The sequence below is a fragment of the Acerihabitans sp. genome, assembly GCF_036398755.1.
Taxonomy (GTDB): domain Bacteria; phylum Pseudomonadota; class Gammaproteobacteria; order Enterobacterales; family Enterobacteriaceae; genus Acerihabitans.
The window spans coordinates 1-23,707 of sequence record NZ_DASWOM010000057.1; the positions used below are offsets into that span (position 1 = coordinate 1).

Genomic DNA, 23,707 nt, shown 5'->3' on the forward strand with positions numbered 1-23,707 from the left:
ACTTTGCCGGAGACCCTGGCATTTATCTTGTATAAACAGGCTGTTATCGTCGCCGGCGGCGATTATTATTTTAGCGCGGCGGTGATTAAAGCAAAAAAAGCCCCGCATAAGCGGGGCCTGTCGGCAACAAAGGCGCCATAAAGCAGGATTATTGCAGCAGTTTCAGCACGGTCTGCGGAACCTGGTTGGCCTGGGCCAGAACCGAGGTGCCGGCCTGTTGCAGGATCTGCGCCTTGCTCATATTGGAGACTTCAGTCGCATAGTCGGCATCCTGAATGCGCGATTGCGCTTCGCTCAGGTTGCTGGTGGTGCTGGCCAGGTTGTTGATAGTGGAGTCAAAACGGTTTTCCACCGCGCCCAGCTTGGAGCGCAGGGTATCAACGGTGGACAATGCGTCATCCAGGGTTTTCAACGGATCCGTAGTCGCGGCCTTCACTTCTTTGCTGGAATCATAGGTAGAGCCAGTAACATTGCCCTCTGCATCACTAGTCACTTGCGCCGCGTAATATTTTGTGGTGCCGGTGGTAGAAGTATCCTGAATAAAATAATGATTGTTTTTATCCTGTACCAGCGTGGTTTTCGTGGCATCCACTGCTGATGCGGCGTTGTTATCCGCATTTGTTGAGGTCAGTTTAGTGCCGGCGGCCACGGTCGCTGTTAATTTACCGTTGTCGTCGATAGCAACAGTGGCGGCATAATTACCAGTGGAGGTGTGTACGGAATAATTACCGTCCGTATCCGACACCAGCGCACCCGCAGCGATGGCGGTAGCATCAGGGTTGCCCGTGGTGACGACAGCGGCGGCCAAGGAGCTATATTTAGCAGCGCTGCCAGTGGTTACGGCGGTCAGGGTGCCGCTAGGCGCGGTGGCTGTTCCAGCTTCGGCATCATCTACCGTGGCTGTTAATTTACCCGTGCTGTCTACGGCTACTTTGGCGGCATAATATTTGTCATCGCTGCCCTTGACGAAATTATTGGTGCCGTCGGTCAGGATCGAGCCGGCTTCAATGGCAACTTTGTTAGTATTTGCGCCGCCATCCACGGCGGTGGCGGTAACCTTAACGGTACCAGTCGCAGGCACGGCGGTACCAGTGGTGATCGCTGTGCTGGTGGTGGCGCCGGTAGGGCCGTTAACGTTAAAGGTACCCAACTTCAGGGTACCAGAGTCGATTTTTTTCAGGTCTATATCGATGGTTTCACCATCGTTGGAACCGACCTGGATCGACAGGGTCTTATCAGAGCTCAACACCTTGACGCCATTGAAGTCGGTTTGTTTGGAGATACGGTCGACTTCCGACAGGCGCTGGGTCACTTCGTCCTGGATGGACTGCAGGTCGCTGGCGGAGTTGGTGCCGGTCTGCGACTGTACGGTCAGGGTACGGATGGCCTGCAGGTTGGTATTGATTTCGTCCAGCGCGCCTTCGGTGGTCTGCGCCAGGGAGATGCCGTCGTTGGCATTACGCGACGCCTGGGTCAGGCCGTTGATATTGGAGGTAAAGCGGTTGGAGATCGCCTGGCCGGCGGCGTCATCTTTAGCGCTGTTGATGCGCAGGCCTGATGACAGACGTTCGATAGCGGTACTCAGTTTTGACTGAGACTTGTTCAGGTTGTTCTGGGCCAGCAGGGAGATGCTGTTAGTATTGATAACTTGAGCCATGGTAATATTCCTTTGAAATCATGCATCAGGACTGAGTTAAAATAATTCGGCCATCAAAACGGGTAGGCGTTGATGACCGTCCCACAAGGTATCGGCGAGGAGCCGGTAACCTTTAATTAAAAATGCAACTTTCGCCCTGCCCGCCCCGCCGGTAATCCAATAGCCGGAATTAACCCCCTTATTTTCCATTCCATCCCCCATGACGCTGAAAAAATCCCGGTAAACTTATTGCCGTCGGTGCCGATAACCGCTTCGCCTACCGTGCAAATACCAGGAGAGCATCATGACCAGCATCAGTTCATTAGGCGTAGGATCCAACCTGGATCTGAGCACCCTACTGGATACGTTGACCACCGACGAAAACAAGCGGTTAACGCCGATAACCACCAAGCAGACCAACGTCAATGCCAAAGTAACGGCGTACAGCACGCTGCAAAGCGCGCTCGAAACCTTTAATACCGCCACCAAGGCGCTGTCCAATAAAACGCTCTACGGCGCCAAGGTGACCAGCACCACCGAGGGATTTACCTCGGTGGCGGGCGACACCGCGGTCAGCGGCAGCTTCAGCATCCAGGTCACCCAGCTGGCGACGGCGCAGTCGCTGGCCACCAAGCAAGTGTTTGCCGATACCAGCTCGCTTATCGGCGCCAGCAGCACTACCCGCAGCCTGAACATTACGGTGGGCGCCGGCAAGACCGTGGCCATACCCCTGACCGATGCCCAAACCACCCTGAGCGGAGTGCGCGACGCCATAAACAAGGCCAACGCCGGCGTCACCGCCAGTATCGTGCAATCCGGCGACAGCGGTTATCAACTGGTGGTGACGTCCAATACCACCGGCACCGCGTCCAACGTCACCATGGACGTGACCGGCGACAGCACCTTGAACGGTATCCTGGGCTACGACAGCAACGGCACCGATGCCGATAAGACCGCATCCGGCATGAACGCCGCCGTCACCGCCCAGAATGCCCAGTTAACCCTGAACGGCATCAAGGTTGATCGCAGCAGTAATACCATCACCGACGTGCCCCAGGGCGTGACCCTTACCCTGACGGCCGTCAATGCCAGCGCGCAAAACCTGATCGTGCGCCAGAGCGCCACCGATTCCACCAAAGCCGTCGAGGATTGGGTTTCGGCCTATAACACCCTGCAAAGCACCTTTGCCACCCTGACCAAATATACCCCCGTAACGGCGGGCACCGCGCCGGATGCCAGCAATGGCGTGCTGCTGAGCGACAGTGTGTTAACCTCGGTTAAAAGCCAGTTGGGCAGCATATTGGGCGCGGGCCAGAGCAGCGACGGCATCAAGGTATTGAGCCAAATCGGCATTACGCTCAATAAAGACGGCACCCTGGCTACCGATGAAGCCACATTGGTCAAAAACCTGGCGAATAATCCGTCGCAGGTGGCGGATTTTTTTGCCGGCGACGGCAAGACCACCGGACTGGCCACCCAGATGTCGTCCGTTATCACCTCTTTTACCGAGGATAGCGGCACCATCAGTGATACCAAGGACAGCCTGGCCGATGTGCTGACCGGCCTGAGCAAGCAGTACACCCAAGTGCAAAGCAGCATTACCAATAATATTGCCCGCTATAAAAAACAGTTTACCCAGCTGGACGTGCTGGTATCGTCCTTAAACAATACCGCCACTTATTTAACCCAGCAATTTGATGCCATCTCCAACACGTCCAGCAGCAGTTAATTGCCGTTGGCATCAACCCTATGGAAAGGAAGGAAAGTAAATATGTACGGTTCACAAGCATATGCCGTGGTGGGCTTGGAGAGCAGCGTAATGAGCGCCAGCCCGCATAAACTGATTACCCTGCTATTTGACGGGGCGCTCAGCTCCCTGGCGAAAGCGGATATATTTATAGCGCAGGGCAATATCGCCGCAAAAGGCAATGCCCTGACCAAAGCAATAGAAATCATTGATAACGGCCTGAAAACGGCACTGGACATGGAAAACGGCGGCGAGCTCAGCCATAACCTGGCCGGGCTGTATGAGTACTTTTGCCGGCAGCTTATCCAGGTAAACCTGCATAACGATCGCGGCCTGCTACAGGAAATACGCCTGCTGTTAACCGATATAGCCGACGCCTGGAAACATATTTCCCCCGGCGGCCCGCAACCCTAACGAGGAATGTTCTGATTATCAGATTCATGTTTCGTTTCTAATCATGGTTATCTCCACACGTCCTGGTGTGTGATAAAAATAGCTAGATAATGAGCATAATTAACCCAATTTATATGTCCGATACTTATTAGGATAGTCATGATGGATGCTTGCCCTTCCCTTTTAGCCCATTATCAGCAAATTCTTGCGTTAAGCGAAAATATGCTGTCGATGGCACGTCAGTCAGAATGGGATGCCTTGGTCTATATTGAAGAAAAATATGTTCAGGCCGTGGCAAAAATCGCCGAGCTCAATTCACGGCAGGAGAGTCCGCTTTCCGCCGTTATCCAGGATAACATTGCTCGGGTATTACAGCAGTTGCTGAAAAATGAACATGAAGTTAACCATTTGCTCCGATCACGTCTTGACCAGCTAAAAGAGTTAATCGGCCAGTCAAACCGTCAGCAGTCTATCAACTCGGCTTATCATAAATTTTCCGATCGGGCGTCTATGCTGCCGGGGGAGATAAAAAAATAGCCGCCGGCGACGGCGGCGGCGCGGGAATCGTCCTAAAAAAGGCGCGCAGGCCTACATGGGAGGCAAAATTGATATTTTCGCCTATATTTACAGGGTGAACAATCATAAAGGATGATAACAATGTTTGATAAAGCCAAAGATAAAGCGGAAGAATTTGCGGGTAAAGGCCAGGAAGAAGTGGGCCGCGCCACCGGCGACAGCGCGCTGCACCTGGAAGGCAAAATCCGTAAACGCGCCGCGCAGGCGTCTTACAGCGTCAACGACTGTATTGACCAGATTAAAGAAAAAACCGCCAGGGATCCGGTGCCAGCATTGCTTATCGCCAGCGGCGTGGGATTTTTACTGGCGAAGATTTTGGGCCACCGCCGTCACTAAATCCGCGTCATCCATCCCGACCGGCCGGCGCCGGGCGATGCCAGTGGTCACAGGCGATTGCCCGGTGTTGCGTTAAGCCCCTGATAGCAAAAGCAGCAAGAGCTATACCGATGGCGAAGTGGTATTATGAATACCTCACAATAGCCGCGGCGATTATTATGTCTATCTTTGATGCGCTTAAGGCGTTCGGCAGTACCTCAGTCAAAGTCACCTGCCCGGAATGCGGTTTCGCAACCCAGCAGCCCGCCCTGAAAGTACGTAAAAACATCACCCTGGTCTGCCCGAAATGCGGCCACTATTTCCTGCCCAAAGACAAATAGACGTTAACGTCCGCGAATCAGACGCCGCGCTACACCGACAGCAAGCCTATCGCCACGCCGAGAAAAAAACGCCGGGTTTCATCATTCTCGCTTTCCTGCTCGGCGGCCAGGTACGCCACGATAGCGTCCGGATTGATCCTGGCGCCGCGCCGATGCAACGCCAGACTGGCCTGGCCTATCAACAGACTTACCCTATCATGGGTCTGCCCCAACGCCTCTAGCGGTATCGTCATCGCCCCCTCCAATTCTCTTCCCCATTTTGCCGCTGATATATTGCAGAAAAATGACCGCGGCACGAAAAGCCGCGGCGGGACAGAGCGGAGGCGGCGCGGCTAGACCGACATATTCATGATGTCCTGGTAAGCCGCCACCATTTTGTTCCTGACCTGTACGCCGGTTTGCAGCGAGATGGAGGTTTTCTGCAAATCGACCATCACATCATTAAGTCCCAACGCCGAGTTGCCGGTGGCGAACGCTTCCGATTGGACACGGGCCTGGTTTTGCGTATCGCTGATTTTATCCAATGCCGCGCTGAGCATGCCGGCGAACCCGCCGCCGGACTGGGGCTGCTCGCTCACGGCGCCCGCCGCCCTGGCGGCCTGTTGCAGTTGCTGGACCGCTGATTCAATACCCTGAATGGCCATGACCTTTCCTCGGATTTTTATGCTGACGGCTACCTTAGCAGAACCCCCGCGGGCCTAAGGCGCTAAATAACGCTAAAACACACGGTTATTTCAGCCATCGATTGTGTTGCTAAAGGCAAATAATGGCACCCACATTTATATGATGTCCGCCGGCTACGCCCGTTAAGCACCGCAGGGAGAGTGTTTTGTTATCAGCGATTAAGCAACACCGTTCAACTCATGGCGGATCAATGCGATGAGTACGGCTAAAAACGGTGCTAGCGCACAGGGCAAAAATCCGTTCATGCCGATGCTGGACCGGCTGCGCAGCCATCCTAAAATAGCCGCGGCTATCGCCAGCGCCGCGATGATAGCGGTGGTGGTGGTATTGGCGTTATGGGCGAAAAGCCCTGATTATCGGGTGCTGTACAGTAATTTGGGCGATCGCGACGGCGGCGATATCGTCGCGCAGCTGACGCAGATGAATGTTCCCTACCGCTTTACCGAACAGGGCACGGCAATACTGGTGCCGGGCGAATCGGTACATGAAACCCGTCTGAAAATGGCCAGCCTCGGCCTGCCGAAAGGCGGTTCGGTGGGATTCGAGCTGCTGGATCAGGAAAAATTCGGTATCAGCCAGTTCAGCGAGCAGATCAATTACCAGCGGGCGCTGGAAGGCGAACTGGCGCGCACCATCGAAACCCTGGGACCGGTGCAGTCGGCCCGGGTGCATTTGGCGTTGCCCAAGCCGTCGCTGTTTGTGCGCGAACAGAAAAACCCCTCCGCCTCGGTGACCCTGAACCTGCAGCCCGGCCGCGCGCTGGATGACGGCCAGGTGAACGCCATCGTCTATATGATTTCCAGCAGCGTGGCCGGTTTGCCGCCGGCAAGCGTAACGGTACTGGACCAGCAGGGACATTTGCTGACCCAGGCCGACGCCAACGGCCGCGCGCTGAACGCCACCCAGCTTAAATTCAACAATGAGCTGGAAAACCGCTACCAGCGCCGCATCGAAACCATTCTGGCGCCGGTGGTGGGCAGCGCCAACGTGCATGCCCAGGTGACGGCGCAAATCGATTTCGATAGCCATGAGCAGACCGAAGAACAATACCAGCCCAACGGCCGTGACGATAACTCGGCCATTCGCTCCAAACAGGTCGCGCAAAGCGAGCAGTTGGGCGGTGCGCCGCTGGGCGGCGTGCCCGGCGCGTTGTCCAACCAGCCGGCCCCGGCCGCCGTCGCGCCGATTGACAAGCCGCCCGTGACCAATACCAACGGCCAGACCACGGCGCCCGGCGTTCGCGCCGGCGTCAACGGGCAAGCCGGCGCCCCGTCCCGCGCCGTCACGCCGTCGAATACCCGGCATGATGAAACCATCAACTATGAGCTGGATCATAAGGTGGTGCATGTAAAACGCAGTGAAGGCAACCTGCAGCGTTTATCGGTGGCGGTGGTGGTCAACTATTTGCCCGGCGAGGCCGGTAAGCCCGGTACGCCGCTTACGCCGGATCAGATCAAGCAGATTGAGGATTTAACCCGCGAGGCCATGGGCTTCTCCGCCGATCGCGGCGACAGCCTTAACGTGGTCAATGCGCCGTTTGTCACCACCGAAGACAACGGCGGCGCGTTGCCGTTCTGGCAGCAGGCGTCTTTCTTCGACCTCTTGATGACCGCCGGACGCTGGCTGCTGGTGCTGCTGGTGGCCTGGATCCTATGGCGCAAGCTGGTCAAACCGCTGCTGCGAGTCAGGCCCGAGGCGCCGGCGCAGGCGACGGGAACGGCGCCGGCGTCTGAGCCGGCCGCCGAAGATGTGGTGGTCAGGCTTAGCCGCGATCAGCAAGAAGATCAAAAACGGGCGCAGCAACGGGAAAATACCGAGGCCCGCAGCCAACGGATCCGCGATATGACGGATCAGGATCCCCGCATAGTGGCGTTAGTTATCCGCCAATGGATGAGCACCGAACAATGAGCCTGAGCGGAACTGAAAAAAGCGCCATTTTATTGATGACATTGGGCGAGGATCGCGCGGCGGAGGTCTTTAAGCACTTATCGGTCCGTGAGGTGCAGCAGTTGAGCAGCGCCATGGCCAATATGCACCAGACCTCGCAGCAGGAACTGCTGGAAGTGCTGAAAGAGTTCGAGATCGAATCCGAGCAATATGCCGCGCTCAGCCTCAACGCCGGCGATTTTTTACGTTCGGTGCTTATCAAGGCGTTGGGCGAGGAACGGGCCTCCAGCCTGCTGGAAGATATCCTCGAAACCCGCGAAACCACCACCGGCATGGAAACGCTGAACTTTATGGAGCCGCAGAACGCGGCGGATTTGATCCACGAAGAGCATCCGCAGATTATCGCCACCATCCTGGTCCATCTGCGGCGCTCGCAGGCCGCCGATATCCTGGCGCTGTTCGACGAAAAGCTGCGTAACGACGTCATGTTGCGTATCGCCACCTTCGGCGGCGTACAGCCGGCCGCGCTGGCGGAGCTGACCGAGGTGCTGAACGGCCTGCTCGACGGCCAGAACCTGAAACGCAGCAAAATGGGCGGCGTGCGCACCGCGGCCGAGATTATCAACCTGATGAAAACCCAGCAGGAAGAGTCGGTTATCGAGGCGGTGCGCGGCTACGATCACGAATTGGCGCAAAAGATCATCGACGAAATGTTCCTGTTCGAAAACCTGGTGGAAGTGGACGACCGCAGTATCCAGCGTTTGCTGCAGGAAGTGGAGTCCGAATCCCTGCTGATCGCCCTGAAAAATGCCCAGCCGCCGTTGCGCGAGAAGTTCCTGCGCAATATGCCGCAGCGTTCGGCCGAAATCCTGCGCGACGATTTGGCCACCCGCGGTCCGGTGCGGATGTCGCATGTGGAAAACGAACAAAAGGCGATTTTGCTGATTGTCCGCCGTTTGGCGGAAAGCGGCGAAATGGCTATCGGTGGCGGAGAGGATACCTATGTCTGATGCATTTAACCATTTACCCTGGCGCCCGTGGGCATTGACCGATCTGGCGAATCCGGTGCTGCCCGCCATGCTGCCGACCGGGGAGGATGCCCAGACGGATGACGCGCAGATACAGCAGGCGGCCATCAACGCCCTGCGCAACCAGGCCAGGCAGGATGCGCACCGCAGCGGTTATGCCGAAGGCGTTAAGCAAGGGCAGCAGGAAGGCTACCAGGCCGGGCTGCGCGCCGGGCAGGAAGAGGGACGGCTGCAAATACAGCGCGATCAGCAGCCGGCCGTCGCGCAATTGCAAATGCTGGTGAACGATTTCCAGCATACTCTGGACTCCCTTGACAGCGTGATGGCCGAGCGGCTGGCGCAGCTGGCGCTGACCGCCGCCCGGCAGGTATTGGGCCAGGAGCCGGCGCTTGGCGGCGATGCCATGCTAAGCCTTATCCAGCGGTTGATGCATCAGGAGCCGATGTTGAGCGGGAAACCGCAGCTGCGCGTGCATTCGACCCAGATCGCGCTGGTGGAACAGCATCTGGGCGCGACGCTGAAACTGCACGGCTGGCGCCTGATCCCCGACGATGAGCTGCATCCCGGCGGTTGCAAAGTCACCTCGCAGGAAGGCGATATCGACGCCAGTCTCGCCACCCGCTGGCACGAACTGTGCCGCCTGGCCGCGCCGGGAGAGGTGTAATGACCAACCGCCTGGTCCGTTGGCTGGATAGCCTTGACTCTTTTGAGCAGCGTTTGTCCGCTACGCCGCAGGTCAGGCACTATGGCAGGCTGACCCGCGCCACCGGTCTGATTATGGAAGCCACCGGTCTGCAACTGCCGCTGGGCGCGCCCTGCCTGATTGAGCGGCGGGGCGACGGCGGCAACATCGAGGAAATCGATTGTGAAGTGGTGGGATTTAACGGCGATAAGCTATTCCTGATGCCGCTTGAGGAAGTGGAAGGCATTGTGCCCGGCGCGCGCGTTTATGCCCGCAGGCGCGCCGACGGCCAGAATGGCAAACAGCTGCCGCTGGGCACCGCCCTGCTGGGCCGCGTGCTGGACGGGGGCGGCAAGCCGCTGGACGGACTGCCGCCCCCGGATACCGGCTATCGCGCATCGTTAAACACCGCGCCGGTCAATCCTCTGCAGCGCACGCCGATTTACGATGTGCTCGACGTCGGCGTGCGAACCATTAACGCCCTGCTCACCGTCGGCCGCGGCCAGCGCATGGGGCTGTTCGCCGGGTCCGGCGTGGGCAAGAGCGTACTGCTGGGCATGATGGCGCGTTATACCCAGGCCGATGTGATTGTGGTGGGGCTTATCGGCGAGCGCGGGCGCGAAGTGAAGGATTTTATCGACAATATCCTGGGCGCCGAAGGACTGGCGCGCTCGGTGGTGATCGCCGCCCCGGCGGACGTGTCGCCGCTGCTGCGTATGCAGGGCGCCTCGTACGCTACCCGTATCGCCGAGGATTTCCGCGACCGCGGCAGCCATGTCTTGCTTATCATGGATTCCCTGACCCGCTACGCCATGGCGCAGCGTGAAATCGCCCTGGCGGTCGGCGAACCGCCGGCCACCAAGGGCTATCCGCCGTCGGTATTCGCGCGTCTGCCCGCGCTGGTGGAGCGCGCCGGCAACGGCATCAGCGGCGGCGGCTCCATTACCGCGTTTTATACCGTGCTGACCGAGGGCGACGATCAGCAAGATCCCATCGCCGACGCCGCGCGCGCCATTCTTGACGGCCATATCGTGCTGTCGCGCCAATTGGCCGAGGCCGGACATTATCCGGCCATTGATATCGAGGCGTCCATTAGCCGCGCCATGAACGCCATCGTGCCCGTGGCGCAGGAAACGCTGGTGCGGCAGTTTAAGCAACTGCTGTCACGCTACCAGCGCAACCGGGATTTAATCAGCGTCGGCGCCTACGCCGCCGGCAGCGATCCGCAGCTCGATCGCGCCATCGCGCTTTACCCGGCCATTGAAGCGTTTTTACAACAGGACATGCATCAGCGCTGCGAATATCTGCCCGCCTGCGAACAATTGCAGGGAATATTCAGTGAAGCCGGTTAACGAGGATCAATGAAAAGTAACGCACCGCTGGACGTTTTGCGCGAACGGGCAAAAGAAGAGCTGGACCAGGCGGCCATCCGCCTCGGACAAGTTCGCCAATCCCATCAGCTGGCCCGCAGGCAGCTGGAGCAGCTTCAGGAATATGAACGGGAATACCGGCAAAAGCTCCAGCGCGGCATGACCGAGGGCATGGCTTCCGCCAGTTGGTATAACTACCAGCAGTTTATTATTACGCTTGAAACCGCCATCGAGCAGCATCGAACCCTGCTGGCGCAATGGAACCAGCGGCTGCAGCAGGCGATTCAGGCCTGGCAGGGCAAACATCAGCGCCTTAACGCATTGGTGACGTTACATACCCGCCACCAGCAGCTTCAGCTGGCGCGGGATAACCGCCAGGATCAAAAACGAATGGATGAGTTCGCCCAGCGGGCGAGCGCGAGGAAACACCTATGATAGTCGCAGCCAGAGACATGACGCCATTGCCGGGTCCGGACGGCGCCGGCAACAGTGCTAAACCGACCCGCGGCGCGGCGCTGGATTTCAGCGCCGTGCTGAGCGGCAAGGTGAACGATCGGCAGGCGTCGCCCAGCGCCGGGTCCGGTCGCGCCCGGACCGCACCGGCAACCGATGGCTCGCCCGCGACGGTAGTAAATGAACCGTCACGCCCGGATCTGTTGGCGCAAAAACTGGCCGCCCGGCTGAACGGCGGCGCGCGGAACGACGACGCAAACGAGACGCCGCCGGCCGCCGCCGATGCCCCCAGCGCCGGGGAAAGCGCGCCGGTAACCACGGCACAGCAGGCGGACCCGGCACTGGACAGCGACGCCGCCGCGGCCCTGATGGCCTTGCTGGCGTTAACCCGTCCGGCCGCCGCCGCGTCCGCGGCCAATGCCGCCGGCTCCGCGACCGACAGCGGTAGCGCCACCGGCGCGGGCGCCGCCGTTAACGGCACATTCATCAACGCCGACGGCAGCGCCATAAACGCCACCATCGCCGGCGGCCCCGCGATTAACGCCACGATCGGCGACGCCGCTAACGCCATGGTCAGCCAGGGCTCCGACAGCGCCGCTAATGCCGGCGCCGCAGCGCCGGCAGTGGTCCGGACCGGCGGCGACGCCGCAAATAACGCCGACGTCAATCCGACGACCGGCGGCGCGCGGGACGCCTTGACCGCCACGGCCAGCGGCGAGGCGGCGACGCTGGCGTCCGCGATCCCGGCCGCGGGCCTGTTACCCGCCAAAACCGCCGGCGCAGTGACCCCCGAGCTGAAAACCGCCCCCGCCACCGCGGCCACCAAGGGCAAGCCGGCGTCAACCGCCGCCGATGCGGGCTTAACCACCGCGGCCGCCGTGCCTGTTGACCCGGCCCTCGCCGCCGGGGCCGGGAGCGACCGGGACGGATCCGACCCGACCGCCGTCCTGATCCTGAAAAAAACCACCGGCATCATGTCCGAGACGTTCGCACCCACGCCGGGCGCGACGGCGCCGGTCACCCCCACGCTGAGCGCCGCCGACGCAGCCGTCACCGGCACGCCCACCCCGTCCTCCGCGCTTGTCAGCGCCCAGTTGGGCAGCGACGAATGGCGTCAGGCCATTGGCCAACAGGTGCTGATGCAGTTGCGCAACGGCCAGCAGAACGCCGAGCTGCGCCTGCATCCGGATAATCTCGGCGCCCTGCGGATAAGCCTGCAAATGGACGGCAATAACCAGGCGCAGATCCATATGGTTTCGGGTCACAGCCAGGTGCGCTCGGCGCTGGAAGACGCGCTGCCGCAGCTGCGCGCCTCACTGGCGGAAAGCGGCATCCAGCTTGGACAGAGCAGCGTCGGCAGCGACGCCACGCCCGGCGGGGGCGGCACCGGCCAGGATGCGGCCGGCAACGCCCGCGCGGCTTCGGGATTTTCCATTGACGCCGTCGCCGTTAACGCCGGCGGCGACCTGGCGCCCGCATCCGTGGATAGCGCCGAACGCGCCGCCGGAATAGATACCTTTGCCTGATATCGCAAACGGACAAGTTAAGGCAAATTATCCCGCCTATTCGCCCTATTGAATTACTCGGGAGACGGGATAATTGCCATCAATAACCGGCATTTTGCGCCTGTCGCAATGGAAAAATGCCGTCACGTTTACAGGAATACCTAATCGTTATGTCTCAAAATGTGCTTCCTTCGGCTCGGAAACAATCAAAATGGCTGGTGATCCTGGTGGTCATCGCCCTGGCAGCTGGCGGCGCGGCGGGTTACCTCTGGTGGCAGCATCGCCTGCCCGGCCAGACCGTGATGGCGACCTCGGCCCCCGCGGCGCCAATCCCGATATTTTTGCCGCTGGACACCTTCACCGTTAACCTGGTCAATCCGGCCAACGATCCCGACCGCGTACTCTATATCGGCCTGACGCTGCGCCTGCCGGACGAGCCCACCCGCCGGACATTGCTGGATTTCCTGCCGACGGTGCGCAGCCGTCTGCTGCTGCTGCTGACCCGCCAGGACGCGGAAGCGCTGGCAAGCGACAAGGGAAAACAACAGTTGGTGGAACAGATTAAACTGGTTTTGAACGAGCCATTGGCGGCGGGCCAGCCTCGGCCCGCCGTGGATGATGTCCTTTTCACCGCATTTATCCTGCGCTGATCATCATGGGCGATAGCATATTATCCCAGGCGGAAATCGATGCGTTGCTCAATGGCGACGACGTTGAGCAGCAGCCGGTCAGCGCGGGCATTGAAAACGACGTCAAACCCTACGATCCCAATACCCAGCGGCGGGTGGTGCGTGAACGGCTGCAGGCGCTGGAAATCATCAACGAGCGTTTTGCCCGCTCGTTTCGCATGGGCTTGTTTAATTTACTGCGGCGCAGCCCGGATATTACCGTCGGCGCCATCAAGATCCAGCCCTATCATGATTTTGCCCGCAACCTGCCGGTGCCGACCAACCTGAACCTGATCCACCTCAAGCCGCTGCGCGGCACCGCCCTGCTGGTGTTTTCGCCCAGCCTGGTGTTTATCGCGGTGGACAATCTGTTCGGCGGCGACGGCCGGTTTCCCATCAAGGTGGAGGGCCGGGAATTCACCCATACCGAGCAGCGGGTGATCCGCCGCATGCTGAAGCTGGCGCTGGAAGGCTATGAAGACGCCTGGAACGCCATCTATAAGCTGCACGTGGAATACGTGCGCGCCGAGATGCAGGTTAAGTTCACCAATATCACCACCTCGCCCAACGACATCGTGGTCACCACGCCGTTTCATGTGGAAATCGGCTCGATGGTGGGTGAATTCTATATTTGCATTCCGTTTTCCATGATTGAACCGTTACGGGAACTGCTGACCAATCCGCCGCTGGAATACTCCCGGGTGGAAGATCAGGGCTGGCGGGAAAACCTGGTCAAACAGGTTCAGCATACGCAACTGGAACTGGTGGCTAATTTTGCCGAGGTCTCGCTGCGGTTATCGGAAATACTCAAGCTGGCGCCCGGCGACGTGCTGCCCATCGAAAAGCCCGATTACCTGATTTCCCATGTGGACGGCGTGCCGGTGCTGACCAGTACCTACGGCACCCTGAACGGTCAGTATGCGCTCAGTGTAAAACAACTTATCAATCCCGTATTGAACTCCCTTAATGAGGAACAGCCCGATGAGTGACCCTAAGAAACCGTCCGGTGAAGAGACGCCGTCCGCCGACGATCTGTGGGCGGAGGCATTCGACGAGCAGCAGTCCGCCGGCAAGGAATCACCGGCGTCCACCGACGGTATTTTCCATCAGTTGACCGCCGAGGATAACGCCGGCCCGTTGCAGGATATCGATATGATCATGGATATCCCGGTTAAGCTGACCGTCGAACTGGGGCGGACCAAAATGACCATCAAGGAGCTGCTGCGGCTGTCGCAGGGCTCGGTGGTGGCGCTGGACGGACTGGCCGGCGAACCGCTGGATATTTTGATCAACGGCTACCTGATAGCCCAAGGCGAGGTGGTGGTGGTGGCGGATAAATACGGCGTGCGCATTACCGATATCATTACCCCTTCCGAACGCATGCGCAGGTTGAGCCGCTAAATGACCGCCGCGCAGCCCCTGGTCACCACGCAGCCTTCGCCTCCCGCCGGCCACGAATTCAACGGCGCCGGCGCCCTGACCCAGGTCGGCAGCGCCTTGGGCGCCATCCTGCTGGTTATTATCCTCGGCGCCTGGGTGGTACGTAAGCTGGGTCTGGCGCCGGGCGCAAAGCAATCGCAACGGCTGAAAATATTGGCCAGCTGTTCCCTGGGCACGCGGGAGCGCGTGGTGGTGGTGGACGTCGAGGGCACCTGGCTGGTGCTGGGCGTTACCGCGCAGCAGATTACACCGCTGCATAAGCTCCAGGCGCCGCCCGGCGCCCCGGATAGCGATATCGCGCCGCCGGATTTTCGCCGGCGCCTGCGCCAGATAATGCAAAGGACCGGAACCGCCCGATGATAAGGCTACCTGGTTGCCGCCGGCCCGGAATCGGCCGGCTTGTCGCCCTTGGGCTGGCGCTGCTTGCCTTCGCCCCGTGCGGCTGGGCGCAACTGCCCGGCATCATCAGCCAGCCGCTGGCGGGCGGCGGGCAGAACTGGTCGCTGCCGGTCCAGACGCTGGTATTCCTCACCTCGCTGACCTTTATTCCCGCCGCGCTGCTGATGATGACCTGTTTTACGCGCATCATTATCGTCCTGGGGCTGCTGCGCAGCGCCATCGGCACGCCGTCCGCGCCGCCCAACCAGGTATTGCTGGGGCTGGCGCTGTTCCTGACTTTTTTTATCATGGCGCCGGTATTCAATACCATCTACGACGACGCCTATCTGCCGCTAAGCGAAAACAAAATCACCATGCAGGCCGCGCTGGAAAAAGGGGCGCAGCCTTTGCGGGTCTTTATGCTGCGCCAGACGCGCGAAGCGGATCTGGCCCTGTTTGCCCGGCTGGCCAAAGCGCCGCCGCTTGACGGCCCGGAAGCGGTGCCCCTGCGCATCCTGCTGCCGGCCTATGTCACCAGCGAGCTGAAAACCGCCTTTCAAATCGGGTTCACCATTTTCATCCCCTTCCTGATTATCGATCTGGTGGTGGCCAGCGTGCTGATGGCGCTCGGCATGATGATGGTGCCCCCCGCCACCATCTCGCTGCCCTTTAAGCTGATGTTGTTTGTGCTGGTGGACGGCTGGCAACTGCTGTTGAGTTCGCTGGCGCAGAGTTTTTATACTTAACCCCTAAACAAGACAGGCAGCATATGACACCGGAATCGGTGATGGCCCTTGGCCACGAGGCAATTTTAGTGGCGCTGGCGCTGGCGGCGCCGATGCTGATGGCCGCCCTGATAAGCGGCCTTGTCATCAGCCTGCTGCAGGCCGCCACCCAGATCAATGAAATGACCTTATCATTTATACCCAAAATCCTGGCGGTGGTAGCCACCATCGTGATTGCCGGTCCCTGGATGCTTAACCTGATCCTGGACTATATGCGCACGCTGTTCGCCGGCCTGCCCGCGCTCGCCGGCTGACCATGCTGCAACTGGATACCACGCAGCTGGCGTTCTGGATCGGCCAGTATTTTTGGCCGCTGGTACGTATTCTGGCGCTTATCGGCACCGCGCCGCTGTTTAGCGAAAAAATCATTCCGGCGCGCATCAAGGTGGGACTGGGACTGATGGTGACCCTGATACTGGCGCCCGGTTTGCCGCCCATCAGCACGCCGCTGTTTTCCATATCGGGTTTCTGGCTGGCGATTGAACAGATCCTGATTGGCACCGCGCTGGGGCTGACCATGCAGTTTGCCTTCGCCGCCATACGCATGGCCGGCGAAGTGATCGGCCTGCAAATGGGCCTGTCCTTCGCCACGTTTTTCAACCCGGCCAGCGGCCTGAATATGCCGATACTGGCCCAACTGCTCAATCTGCTCGCCATGCTGGTGTTCACCAGCCTGAACGGCCACCTGTGGATGATTTCCCTGCTGGCGGACAGTTTCCATTCCCTGCCGGTCTCCGGCCTGCCGCTCAACGCCAATGCCTTTATGGCGCTGTGCCGCGCCGGCGGCATGATTTTCATCAATGGCCTGATGCTGGCCCTGCCGATGATCACGCTGCTGCTGACGCTGAATATCGCGCTTGGCCTGCTCAACCGCGTCTCGCCGCAGCTGACCGTGTTTGTGATCGGCTTTCCGCTGACCCTGACCATCGGCATCCTGACCTTTGGCCTGCTGCTGCCGCTGCTGGCGCCCTACAGTGAAAAACTGATGGGCGAAACCTTCGATTTGCTGGCGGATATCCTGGCGGAAATGCCCAAGGGATAAAAGGATAAAAAAAAGGTATGCCCTCCGTCGTTACCCGAAGGGCATACCAAGAGGGCGGGCACACATGATTACCCACCCAAGATTACCCCGCCAGAGCCACCGGACGGGTTTGCTGCCTGGTTATGAATTGGTCTGGAACAAAGACAGTTTCTGCATGGCGTTAAAGGTGGCGTAGGACGCCTGTAACGCCGTTTGCTGTTTACTGTAATCGGAAATGACCTGGTAGGGGTCCGCGCCGATCAAATCATTAAGCCGCGTGGTATAGATAGTGGCACGGTCGGTGCCGATACTGTCCAGCGTATCCAGTTCGTTCAACTTGCTGCCCGCCGCCGACTGCACCGACGATACGTTGTCCAGCGCGTTGCTCATGCCGCGCTGGGCCTTGGCCATATCGGCGTTATAGGTGGCGCGGGCGGCGTCGTCCGCGTCGTCCAGCGGCGTGTTCAGCGCCTTCAGCGCCAGATCGATGGTGTTGAATACATTGGTTTCGCTGGGGGCGTCGTCCGGTTCGACGGTATAACCGGCGGTCAGGCTGTCGAATACCGTCTTGCCGGTATCGCCGATGGTCATGGTGCGGCTGGAGTCGACATCCTGGCTTACCGCCGTGTCGCCGCCGACGTAGGTCACGGCGCCGGTGTCGGCATCCTGCTTGAACGGCGCGGCGCCGGTTTTATAGCCGGCGAACATATAGTTGCCGTTGGCGTCCTGGGTATTGGCCAGCGTCAGCAGTTGATCTTTATAAGATTGCAGTTTGGTGGCCAGCGACTGGCGGTCCGAATCTCCCAGCGTGCCGTCTCCCGCCTGAACCAGCAGTGACTGTATGCCCTGCACCGCGGTGGTCACCTGGGCCAGCACGGTGCTCTCCAGCGACAGGCTGGCTTCTGCCGTGCTGCGCGCCGCGGAATATTGCGCGCCCTGCGCCTGCATTTGGTTTACGCCCACTGCCTGCGAGGCGGCGATCGGGTCGTCGGAAGGCGAGTTCACCCGGTTGCCGGTGGCCAGTTGCACGCCGGTGGCCTGCCATTTGCTGTAGGCGTTGGTAATGCTGTTCAGATTCTGCTGATAAATCATGCTGGTACTAAGACGCATGGGGTTTATCCTTTCCGCTTAGACGTAAATAGGTGGCCAGGGGCCGTTTAATTGACCGCCGACAAGAGTGTATTGAACATGTCGCTGGCGGTATTGAGCACCTTGGCATTGGCCTGGTAATACTGTTGAAAACGCGTGAGGTCGATATATTCCTCGTCGAGGTTAACCCCCGAAATCGATTGTTGCCGGGCGGTCAGCTGATCGACAATATTGGACTGCGCGGTGCTGGTCACCTCGGCGTTGCTGGTTTTGGTGCCGATATTGCTGACCAGCGAAGCGTAAGCGGTGCTAAGCGTCGCCGTCCCGCCGACCACCTTGGTGGTTTGCAGCGCCAACAGCGCCTGCGCGTTGCGGTTGTCGCTGTCGCCGCCGGAGCTGTCGTCAAGACCGGCGGCAATCTTGGCCGGGTCGGTTATCGCCACCGACAGGCTGTTAATAACATTGTCGACGGTATTGATGGTGAATTTATCGCTGGCCGCGGCCCCGCTGCTGATGGAAACGTTCAGTCCGTCAAAACTCATGGTGGTATTGCCATCGGCGTCGGTGACGGGCGCGGGCTGGATATCGACGGCGGTGCCGTCGCTGGCGCGCGTAACCTGCCAGGCGCCGCCGGCATACTTCACATTGTAATCGGTGGCCTTGACCAGTTTGGTATCGCCATAGGTGACGGTCATCACCGCCGTGCCGCTGTTTTTGCTATTGGCGTTGACGGTCGGGTCGCTGTAGCTGAAAAATTCCTCGCCTGCGTCACCGTTAAGATCGACCCCGAGCTTGTGCGTCGCATTAAAGCTGCCGGCCAGTCCCAGGGCAATCTGGCCAAGACGGCTGCGGGCATCGTCCAATGCGCCGGAACGGAAGCTGAGCAAACCGCCGACGCTGCCGGTGGTCAGGCTGCTTTCGTCGATTTCGCCCGGGGTGCCGGTACCGCGGTCGTAGGCCAGCGCGCTGCGCGACGCATCGGCGCTCGACGCCACCACCTTGACCTGGTAGGCGCTGCTGCCCTGCACCAGCGTCAGTCCGTTGCCGAAGGTCAGGTTTACCGAATTATTATCCTGCACGCTGGCGGTTACCCCGACGATGCCATTAAGCTCGCTAACCAGCTGATCGCGCTGATCCAGCAGGGCATTGGAAGTATCGCCGCCGCCCTGGCGCACGATCTGATCGTTAAGGTTGGCGATTTGCTTGGCGTAAACGTTAATCTGATCGGCGCTGGAGGAGAGCTGCTGGTTTACCGCGTCGTCCATATTCTGCAAATAGGTGTTGGCGCTCTTGAACTGGTTGACCAGGCTTTGCGAGCTGCTGATAACCGTCTGGCGCGCCGCGCTGTCCTGCGCGTTGCTGCTCAGCGACTGGATGCTCTTGAAAAACGTACTGATCATGGTGGACAGGTCGCTGTCGGTGTTCGACAGCAAGGTATTGATTTGCGATATCTGGTCATAATAACTGCTGGAGGCGGCATAGGTTGACGACGCGGACCGCAGTTGGTTCACCACCAGGGAATCATAGGCGCGACTCACGCCGGTCACCGAAACGCCGTTGCCGGAGGTACCGCTGGCCAGCATTTCCGTGAGCTGGGCGGTCTGGCGGTTATAGCCGGGAACATACACATTGCTGATGTTGTTCGCCACCGCGTTCTGCGCGGCCTGTGCGGCCTGGATGCCGCTGGAGGCAATATTCACTAAGGTACTGGACATCGTTTTTCCTTATGCCGGGAGTCTGTGGCGCCCTGCTCACCTGCGACGGCGCGCTCCACCCTTTATACTTATATCGTCCACAACCGGTTAAACTTGAGCGCCGCGGCAAAAAAACCCTCCGCGCCCCGGTTGCCTAGAACAGCTCGCCGAGATCGTGGCTGTACGCCGTGGCCGCCCGCTGGGCGCCGTGTTTTAGCTGGGTGATAATCTGGATAAGCTTGGCGGCGTAAGCCGGATCGGTGGCGTAGCCGGCGCGCTGCAGCGCATAGGCCCCGGCCTCGGGCTGCACGGCGCTCACCACGTCGCGATAGCGTGGATTGTCCGTCAGCACATGGATATAGTCGCTTAAGGCGTCAAGGTAGGAGTCATAGACCCGGAACTTCTGCTGCACCTTGACCGCCAGGCCGTTCTGGTATTCGGTGGTGGTCACGGTGGTGGTCTTGCCCTGCCAGTCGTCGGACGCTTTGATGCCGAACAGGTTGAAACTGGTCTTGCCGTCGCCGGCGGGAATTTCCCGTTTGCCCCAGTCCGATTCCAGCGCCGCCTGCGCCATGATCAGATGATGGGGAATGCCGCTTTGCCGGCTGGCAATCATCGCCGGAATCGACAGGCGGTCGGTAAAACTCCCCCCGCCCGGCGTCTGGGCCGCGGTCTGCGGCGAGGCCTGCTGGCGATCGCGCCGCCATAGCTCGCCCATCAGGGCCGGCGTCATATATTGGGGGTTGACGGCGCCGGCGCCCGGCGGCGCGTCGCCACGGGTCAGCGAGGCGGCGGCGAGGACGTGATCGGCCGGCGACGGGGCCGTGGCTTCAGGCGCGCCATCCGCCGGCGCCCCGGCATTTTGCCCGCCAAGCTGTTTCACCATCATATCCGCCAGCCCCAAGCCTTTGGCCGTCAGCTGCTGGGACATCTGCTGGTCGTACAGGCTGGTGAACAGGTCGGTCTGGTCGCTGTCGAATATCCCGCCCTTGGGCAGCGCGGCGCGCATGCTTTTCAGCATCATCTGCACAAACAGTCCCTCCACCTGTTTTGCCACCGTCTTCAGCGCCTGCGGGGAAGACTGAGCCGCCTGGTTGTGCAGTTTTTGCAGTGATTTCACGTCATAGGCGGCGGACGAGAAATCGGCGGCATTGTCAAGCTGCATCAGATGATCTCCAGCGTGGCCTGCAGACAGCCGGCGCTGTGCATGGCCTGCAAAATCGACATCAGATCGTTGGGGGTGGCGCCCAGGGAATTCAGGGTGCGGATAACGTTGTTCAGGCTGGCGCTGGAATTGACCTGCTGAAGCGAACCGCCGCTTTGGTTTACCGAAATCTGCGTTTGATTGGTCACCACCGTCTGTCCGCCGCCAAACGGCGTATCCGGCTGGCTGACGCTTTGCTGGTTATTCACCACCACCGACAGGTTGCCCTGGGCCACCGCGCAATTGTCCAGCATGACGTTGCGATTCATCACCACCGATCCGGTGCGTGAATTGATAATCACCTTGGCATCCATTTCGCCCATGGCAATATTGATATCCTGGATTTGCGCCAGGAAACGGACCTGGCTGCTGTTATTGGCCGGCATTTGCAGCTCGATGGTGCGCGCATCCAGGGCGCGGGCGATGCCCAGGCCGTTTTGCCCGTTGATCGCGTCGCTGATGCGCTGCGCCAGGCTGAAATTCTCCTGCTTGAGCTGCAGCGTCAGGATACGGCTGGCGCCAAAGGTACTGGGCAGTTCGCGCTCGATGACCGCGCCGTTGTTGATGCGCCCGCCGGCCAACTGGTTGATTTGCACCCGGCTGCCGCCGGAAGAGGCGCCCGAACCGCCGACCAGCAAATTGCCCTGCGCCAGGGCGTAGACCTGGTTGTCCGACCCCTTCAGCGGGGTCATCAGCAGTGTGCCGCCGCGCAGGCTTTTGGCCGATCCCATGGACGAGACCACCACGTCGATATTCTGTCCGGCGCGCGCAAAGGCCGGGAAATTGGCGGTGACCATCACCGCGGCAACGTTTTTCAGCTGCATATTGGTGCCGCTCGGCACCGCGATGCCCATTTGCGACAGCATATTGGTCAGGCTTTGGGTGGTAAACGGCGTTTGGGTGGTCTGATCGCCGGTGCCGTCCAGCCCCACCACCAGCCCGTAGCCTATCAGCGGGTTGTCACGCACGCCCTGGATATCCACCAGATCGCGCAGGCGCTCCGCGCCGGCCGGCTGGAGACACATCGACAGCGCCAGCGCGCAGGCCAAACACCGCCCGGCGATGGCGGCGGTTAACCGTAAGGGTAAAGCTGAAATCCGCATGGTGCCGGCCGCCTGTTAAAAGGGTGAAATATTAAGGAAGAAGCGCTGCAGCCAACCCATTTCCTGCGCTTCATTGATATAACCTTTGCCGACATATTCGATGCGGGCATCCGCCACCTGGGTGGAGACCACCGCATTGTTGCCGTTTATGGTGCGCGGATTGACGATGCCGGAGAAACGGATATATTCGGCGCCCTGGTTTATGGCGATCTGCTTCTCGCCCACCACCTTCAGGTTGCCGTTGGCCAGCACCTGCTGCACGGTGACCGTAATGGTGCCGGTAAAGGTATTTTTGGCGGTGGCGCCACCCTTGCCGTCAAAATCATTGGTGCCGGAGGCGTCCAGGTCCGCCTTGCCGTTGCCGATGGCGCCGGTCAGCATGCTGGGCGTGGTGGCCAGGTTAAGCGTATTGGAAGACTTGCGCGCCGTATTGGCGGAGGAACTTTTACTGGCGCTGACGTTTTCCTGCAGCGTGATGGTCAGGATATCGCCGACGTTGCGCGGCCGCCGGTCCTCGAACAACGGCTGGTAACCGTAGTTCATCGGCTGCACCGCCTGGAAAATCGATCCGTTGGCGATCGGCATCGAAGCCGGGGCCGGCTGGGCGCTGGTTTCGCCTTCCACCAGGTTTTTATGCGGCATATAAGCGCAGCCCGGCATGATCAACAGGCCGAGCGCCGCCACAACGCCCGCCATGGGCAAGCCGCAAAACCCCTGCCGGATAGGGGGCAAGGTAGGGTTACTCTTTTTCACTTTCATATGACCTGTTGATTCCCGGCCGGTCAACCCGGTGCCGGGAAACGCGGTAAAATGTGACACCGTAACTTATATAAACCCTGTCAGCACGGGCTAAAAGTGACAGTGTAATGTATTGCTGCTATTAAGTTACAGCGTCACTTGGTATCCCCTCCGCCCTAGAGTTGCGTCAGCTTTTGCAGCATGGCGTCGGAGGCGGTAACGGCTTTGCTGTTGATTTCATAGGCGCGCTGGACCTGGATCATATTCACCAGTTCCTCCGCCACATTGACATTCGAGGTTTCCACATAGCCCTGGTTCAGCAGTCCCGCGCCGTTCTGTCCGGGGGTGGATTCATTGGGCGCGCCGGAACTGTCGGTTTCCTGGTATAGGTTTTCCCCCAGGCTCTCCAAACCGGCCTCGTTGATAAAGGTGCTGAGCGTCAGTTGCCCTATCTGGCTTGCGGCGGTTTGCCCCTGGATGGTCACGCTGACCACCCCGTCGCGGGATACCGTCATGTTCAGCGCATTTTCCGGCACGGTAATCGCCGGCTGTATCAGATAGCCGCTGGAGGTCACCAACTGGCCGTTCTGATTCTGCTGAAATGAACCGTCGCGGGTATAGGCGGTAGTGCCGTCCGGCATCTGCACCTGAAAGAAACCCTTGCCGTTGATCGCCACGTCTTTGGTATCGGCGGCCTGCAGATTGCCCTGGGTTTGCATGCGTTCGGTGGAGACCGGCCGCACCCCGGTGCCCAGTTGTAAACCGGAAGGCAGGGTGGTCTGTTCCGACGACTGCGCGCCCGGCTGGCGAACGGTCTGGTACAACAGATCCTCAAATACCGCGCGCTGGCGCTTGAAGCCGTTGGTGCTGACGTTCGCCAGGTTATTGGATATGACATCCATATTGGTCTGCTGCGCGTCCAGACCGGTCTTGGCAATCCATAATGAACGGATCATCCGTTTATACTCCC

The 23,707-nt window shown here is 59.8% G+C and carries 28 protein-coding genes; 18 read left to right on the forward strand and 10 right to left on the reverse strand.

The window, feature by feature from the left end:
• Positions 1–148: 148 nt before the first annotated feature.
• Positions 149–1,657 carry a flagellin N-terminal helical domain-containing protein gene (locus tag VGC33_RS09395; RefSeq protein WP_331120484.1) on the reverse strand — a complete coding sequence of 503 codons (1,509 nt, stop codon included), beginning with the start codon at positions 1,655–1,657 and terminating at the stop codon, positions 149–151.
• Between the two features lie 36 nt (positions 1,658–1,693).
• Positions 1,694–1,846, reverse strand: a complete 153-nt coding sequence (locus VGC33_RS09400; RefSeq protein ID WP_331120485.1) for a hypothetical protein — start codon at positions 1,844–1,846, stop codon at positions 1,694–1,696.
• A gap of 94 nt (positions 1,847–1,940) precedes the next feature.
• Between VGC33_RS09400 and fliD the strand changes: the two genes are divergently transcribed.
• From fliD to VGC33_RS09425, 5 genes are all read left to right on the forward strand, one after another.
• Positions 1,941–3,365 carry a flagellar filament capping protein FliD gene (gene fliD / locus VGC33_RS09405; protein ID WP_331120486.1) on the forward strand — a complete coding sequence of 475 codons (1,425 nt, stop codon included), beginning with the start codon at positions 1,941–1,943 and terminating at the stop codon, positions 3,363–3,365.
• A 42-nt stretch (positions 3,366–3,407) separates the two neighbouring features.
• Positions 3,408–3,797 (forward strand): flagellar export chaperone FliS, encoded by a 390-nt coding sequence (fliS, locus tag VGC33_RS09410; RefSeq protein WP_331120487.1) that lies wholly within the window; start codon positions 3,408–3,410, stop codon positions 3,795–3,797.
• 138 nt (positions 3,798–3,935) lie between these two features.
• The gene (gene fliT / locus VGC33_RS09415) at positions 3,936–4,313 is read left to right on the forward strand and encodes a flagellar protein FliT (RefSeq protein ID WP_331120488.1); all 378 of its coding nucleotides are present in this window, start codon (positions 3,936–3,938) and stop codon (positions 4,311–4,313) included.
• 120 nt (positions 4,314–4,433) lie between these two features.
• Positions 4,434–4,688, forward strand: a complete 255-nt coding sequence (locus VGC33_RS09420) for a CsbD family protein (protein ID WP_331120489.1) — start codon at positions 4,434–4,436, stop codon at positions 4,686–4,688.
• A 158-nt stretch (positions 4,689–4,846) separates the two neighbouring features.
• Complete coding sequence (locus tag VGC33_RS09425; RefSeq protein WP_331120490.1) at positions 4,847–5,008, forward strand: YnfU family zinc-binding protein; 162 nt, start codon at positions 4,847–4,849, stop codon at positions 5,006–5,008.
• A gap of 29 nt (positions 5,009–5,037) precedes the next feature.
• Here the strand turns inward: VGC33_RS09425 and VGC33_RS09430 are convergent, their stop codons facing one another.
• A complete protein-coding gene (locus VGC33_RS09430; RefSeq protein ID WP_331120491.1) occupies positions 5,038–5,241 on the reverse strand; it encodes a hypothetical protein in 204 nt (67 codons plus the stop codon).
• A gap of 99 nt (positions 5,242–5,340) precedes the next feature.
• Entirely contained in the window at positions 5,341–5,652 is a 312-nt protein-coding gene (fliE, locus tag VGC33_RS09435) for a flagellar hook-basal body complex protein FliE (protein WP_331120492.1), read from the reverse strand.
• A gap of 235 nt (positions 5,653–5,887) precedes the next feature.
• On the opposite strand from fliE, the gene fliF reads away from it, so the two are divergent.
• The 13 genes from fliF to fliR all read left to right on the forward strand — a co-directional run bounded on the left by fliF (position 5,888) and on the right by fliR (position 16,930).
• Positions 5,888–7,600: a flagellar basal-body MS-ring/collar protein FliF gene (fliF, locus tag VGC33_RS09440; protein ID WP_331120493.1), complete on the forward strand. Its 1,713-nt coding sequence runs from the start codon at positions 5,888–5,890 to the stop codon at positions 7,598–7,600.
• Positions 7,597–8,589, forward strand: coding sequence for a flagellar motor switch protein FliG (gene fliG, locus VGC33_RS09445; protein WP_331120494.1), 993 nt, complete (start codon positions 7,597–7,599; stop codon positions 8,587–8,589). Before fliF ends, fliG begins: the two co-directional genes overlap by 4 nt.
• Positions 8,582–9,271 carry a flagellar assembly protein FliH gene (gene fliH / locus VGC33_RS09450; RefSeq protein ID WP_331120495.1) on the forward strand — a complete coding sequence of 230 codons (690 nt, stop codon included), beginning with the start codon at positions 8,582–8,584 and terminating at the stop codon, positions 9,269–9,271. The genes fliG and fliH overlap by 8 nt, the downstream gene beginning before the upstream one ends.
• Complete coding sequence (gene fliI, locus VGC33_RS09455; protein ID WP_331120496.1) at positions 9,271–10,641, forward strand: flagellar protein export ATPase FliI; 1,371 nt, start codon at positions 9,271–9,273, stop codon at positions 10,639–10,641. Before fliH ends, fliI begins: the two co-directional genes overlap by 1 nt.
• A 9-nt stretch (positions 10,642–10,650) precedes the next feature.
• Complete coding sequence (gene fliJ, locus VGC33_RS09460) at positions 10,651–11,094, forward strand: flagellar export protein FliJ (RefSeq protein WP_331120497.1); 444 nt, start codon at positions 10,651–10,653, stop codon at positions 11,092–11,094.
• On the forward strand, positions 11,091–12,638 hold the full coding sequence (locus VGC33_RS09465) for a flagellar hook-length control protein FliK (protein ID WP_331120498.1): 1,548 nt from the start codon (positions 11,091–11,093) through the stop codon (positions 12,636–12,638). Before fliJ ends, VGC33_RS09465 begins: the two co-directional genes overlap by 4 nt.
• A gap of 149 nt (positions 12,639–12,787) precedes the next feature.
• A complete protein-coding gene (fliL, locus tag VGC33_RS09470) occupies positions 12,788–13,267 on the forward strand; it encodes a flagellar basal body-associated protein FliL (protein ID WP_331120499.1) in 480 nt (159 codons plus the stop codon).
• 5 nt (positions 13,268–13,272) lie between these two features.
• Complete coding sequence (gene fliM, locus VGC33_RS09475) at positions 13,273–14,274, forward strand: flagellar motor switch protein FliM (protein WP_331120500.1); 1,002 nt, start codon at positions 13,273–13,275, stop codon at positions 14,272–14,274.
• Entirely contained in the window at positions 14,267–14,686 is a 420-nt protein-coding gene (fliN, locus tag VGC33_RS09480; protein ID WP_331120501.1) for a flagellar motor switch protein FliN, read from the forward strand. The genes fliM and fliN overlap by 8 nt, the downstream gene beginning before the upstream one ends.
• Positions 14,687–15,085, forward strand: coding sequence for a flagellar biosynthetic protein FliO (gene fliO / locus VGC33_RS09485; RefSeq protein ID WP_331120502.1), 399 nt, complete (start codon positions 14,687–14,689; stop codon positions 15,083–15,085).
• Positions 15,082–15,849, forward strand: coding sequence for a flagellar type III secretion system pore protein FliP (gene fliP / locus VGC33_RS09490; protein WP_524535652.1), 768 nt, complete (start codon positions 15,082–15,084; stop codon positions 15,847–15,849). Before fliO ends, fliP begins: the two co-directional genes overlap by 4 nt.
• Before the next feature lie 23 nt (positions 15,850–15,872).
• Entirely contained in the window at positions 15,873–16,142 is a 270-nt protein-coding gene (fliQ, locus tag VGC33_RS09495; RefSeq protein ID WP_331120503.1) for a flagellar biosynthesis protein FliQ, read from the forward strand.
• Between the two features lie 2 nt (positions 16,143–16,144).
• Complete coding sequence (fliR, locus tag VGC33_RS09500; RefSeq protein WP_331120504.1) at positions 16,145–16,930, forward strand: flagellar biosynthetic protein FliR; 786 nt, start codon at positions 16,145–16,147, stop codon at positions 16,928–16,930.
• A gap of 120 nt (positions 16,931–17,050) precedes the next feature.
• Here the strand turns inward: fliR and flgL are convergent, their stop codons facing one another.
• The 6 genes from flgL to flgG form a co-directional block, all read right to left on the reverse strand.
• The gene (gene flgL, locus VGC33_RS09505; RefSeq protein WP_331120505.1) at positions 17,051–18,019 is read right to left on the reverse strand and encodes a flagellar hook-associated protein FlgL; all 969 of its coding nucleotides are present in this window, start codon (positions 18,017–18,019) and stop codon (positions 17,051–17,053) included.
• 47 nt (positions 18,020–18,066) lie between these two features.
• Positions 18,067–19,713 carry a flagellar hook-associated protein FlgK gene (flgK, locus tag VGC33_RS09510; RefSeq protein WP_331120506.1) on the reverse strand — a complete coding sequence of 549 codons (1,647 nt, stop codon included), beginning with the start codon at positions 19,711–19,713 and terminating at the stop codon, positions 18,067–18,069.
• Positions 19,714–19,846: 133 nt separating this feature from the next.
• Positions 19,847–20,857, reverse strand: a complete 1,011-nt coding sequence (flgJ, locus tag VGC33_RS09515; protein ID WP_331120507.1) for a flagellar assembly peptidoglycan hydrolase FlgJ — start codon at positions 20,855–20,857, stop codon at positions 19,847–19,849.
• Complete coding sequence (locus VGC33_RS09520; protein ID WP_331120527.1) at positions 20,857–21,921, reverse strand: flagellar basal body P-ring protein FlgI; 1,065 nt, start codon at positions 21,919–21,921, stop codon at positions 20,857–20,859. Before VGC33_RS09520 ends, flgJ begins: the two co-directional genes overlap by 1 nt.
• Positions 21,922–22,014: 93 nt before the next feature.
• A complete protein-coding gene (locus VGC33_RS09525) occupies positions 22,015–22,695 on the reverse strand; it encodes a flagellar basal body L-ring protein FlgH (RefSeq protein WP_331120528.1) in 681 nt (226 codons plus the stop codon).
• Between the two features lie 218 nt (positions 22,696–22,913).
• Positions 22,914–23,693, reverse strand: a complete 780-nt coding sequence (flgG, locus tag VGC33_RS09530; protein ID WP_331120508.1) for a flagellar basal-body rod protein FlgG — start codon at positions 23,691–23,693, stop codon at positions 22,914–22,916.
• Between the last annotated feature and the right edge of the window lie 14 nt (positions 23,694–23,707).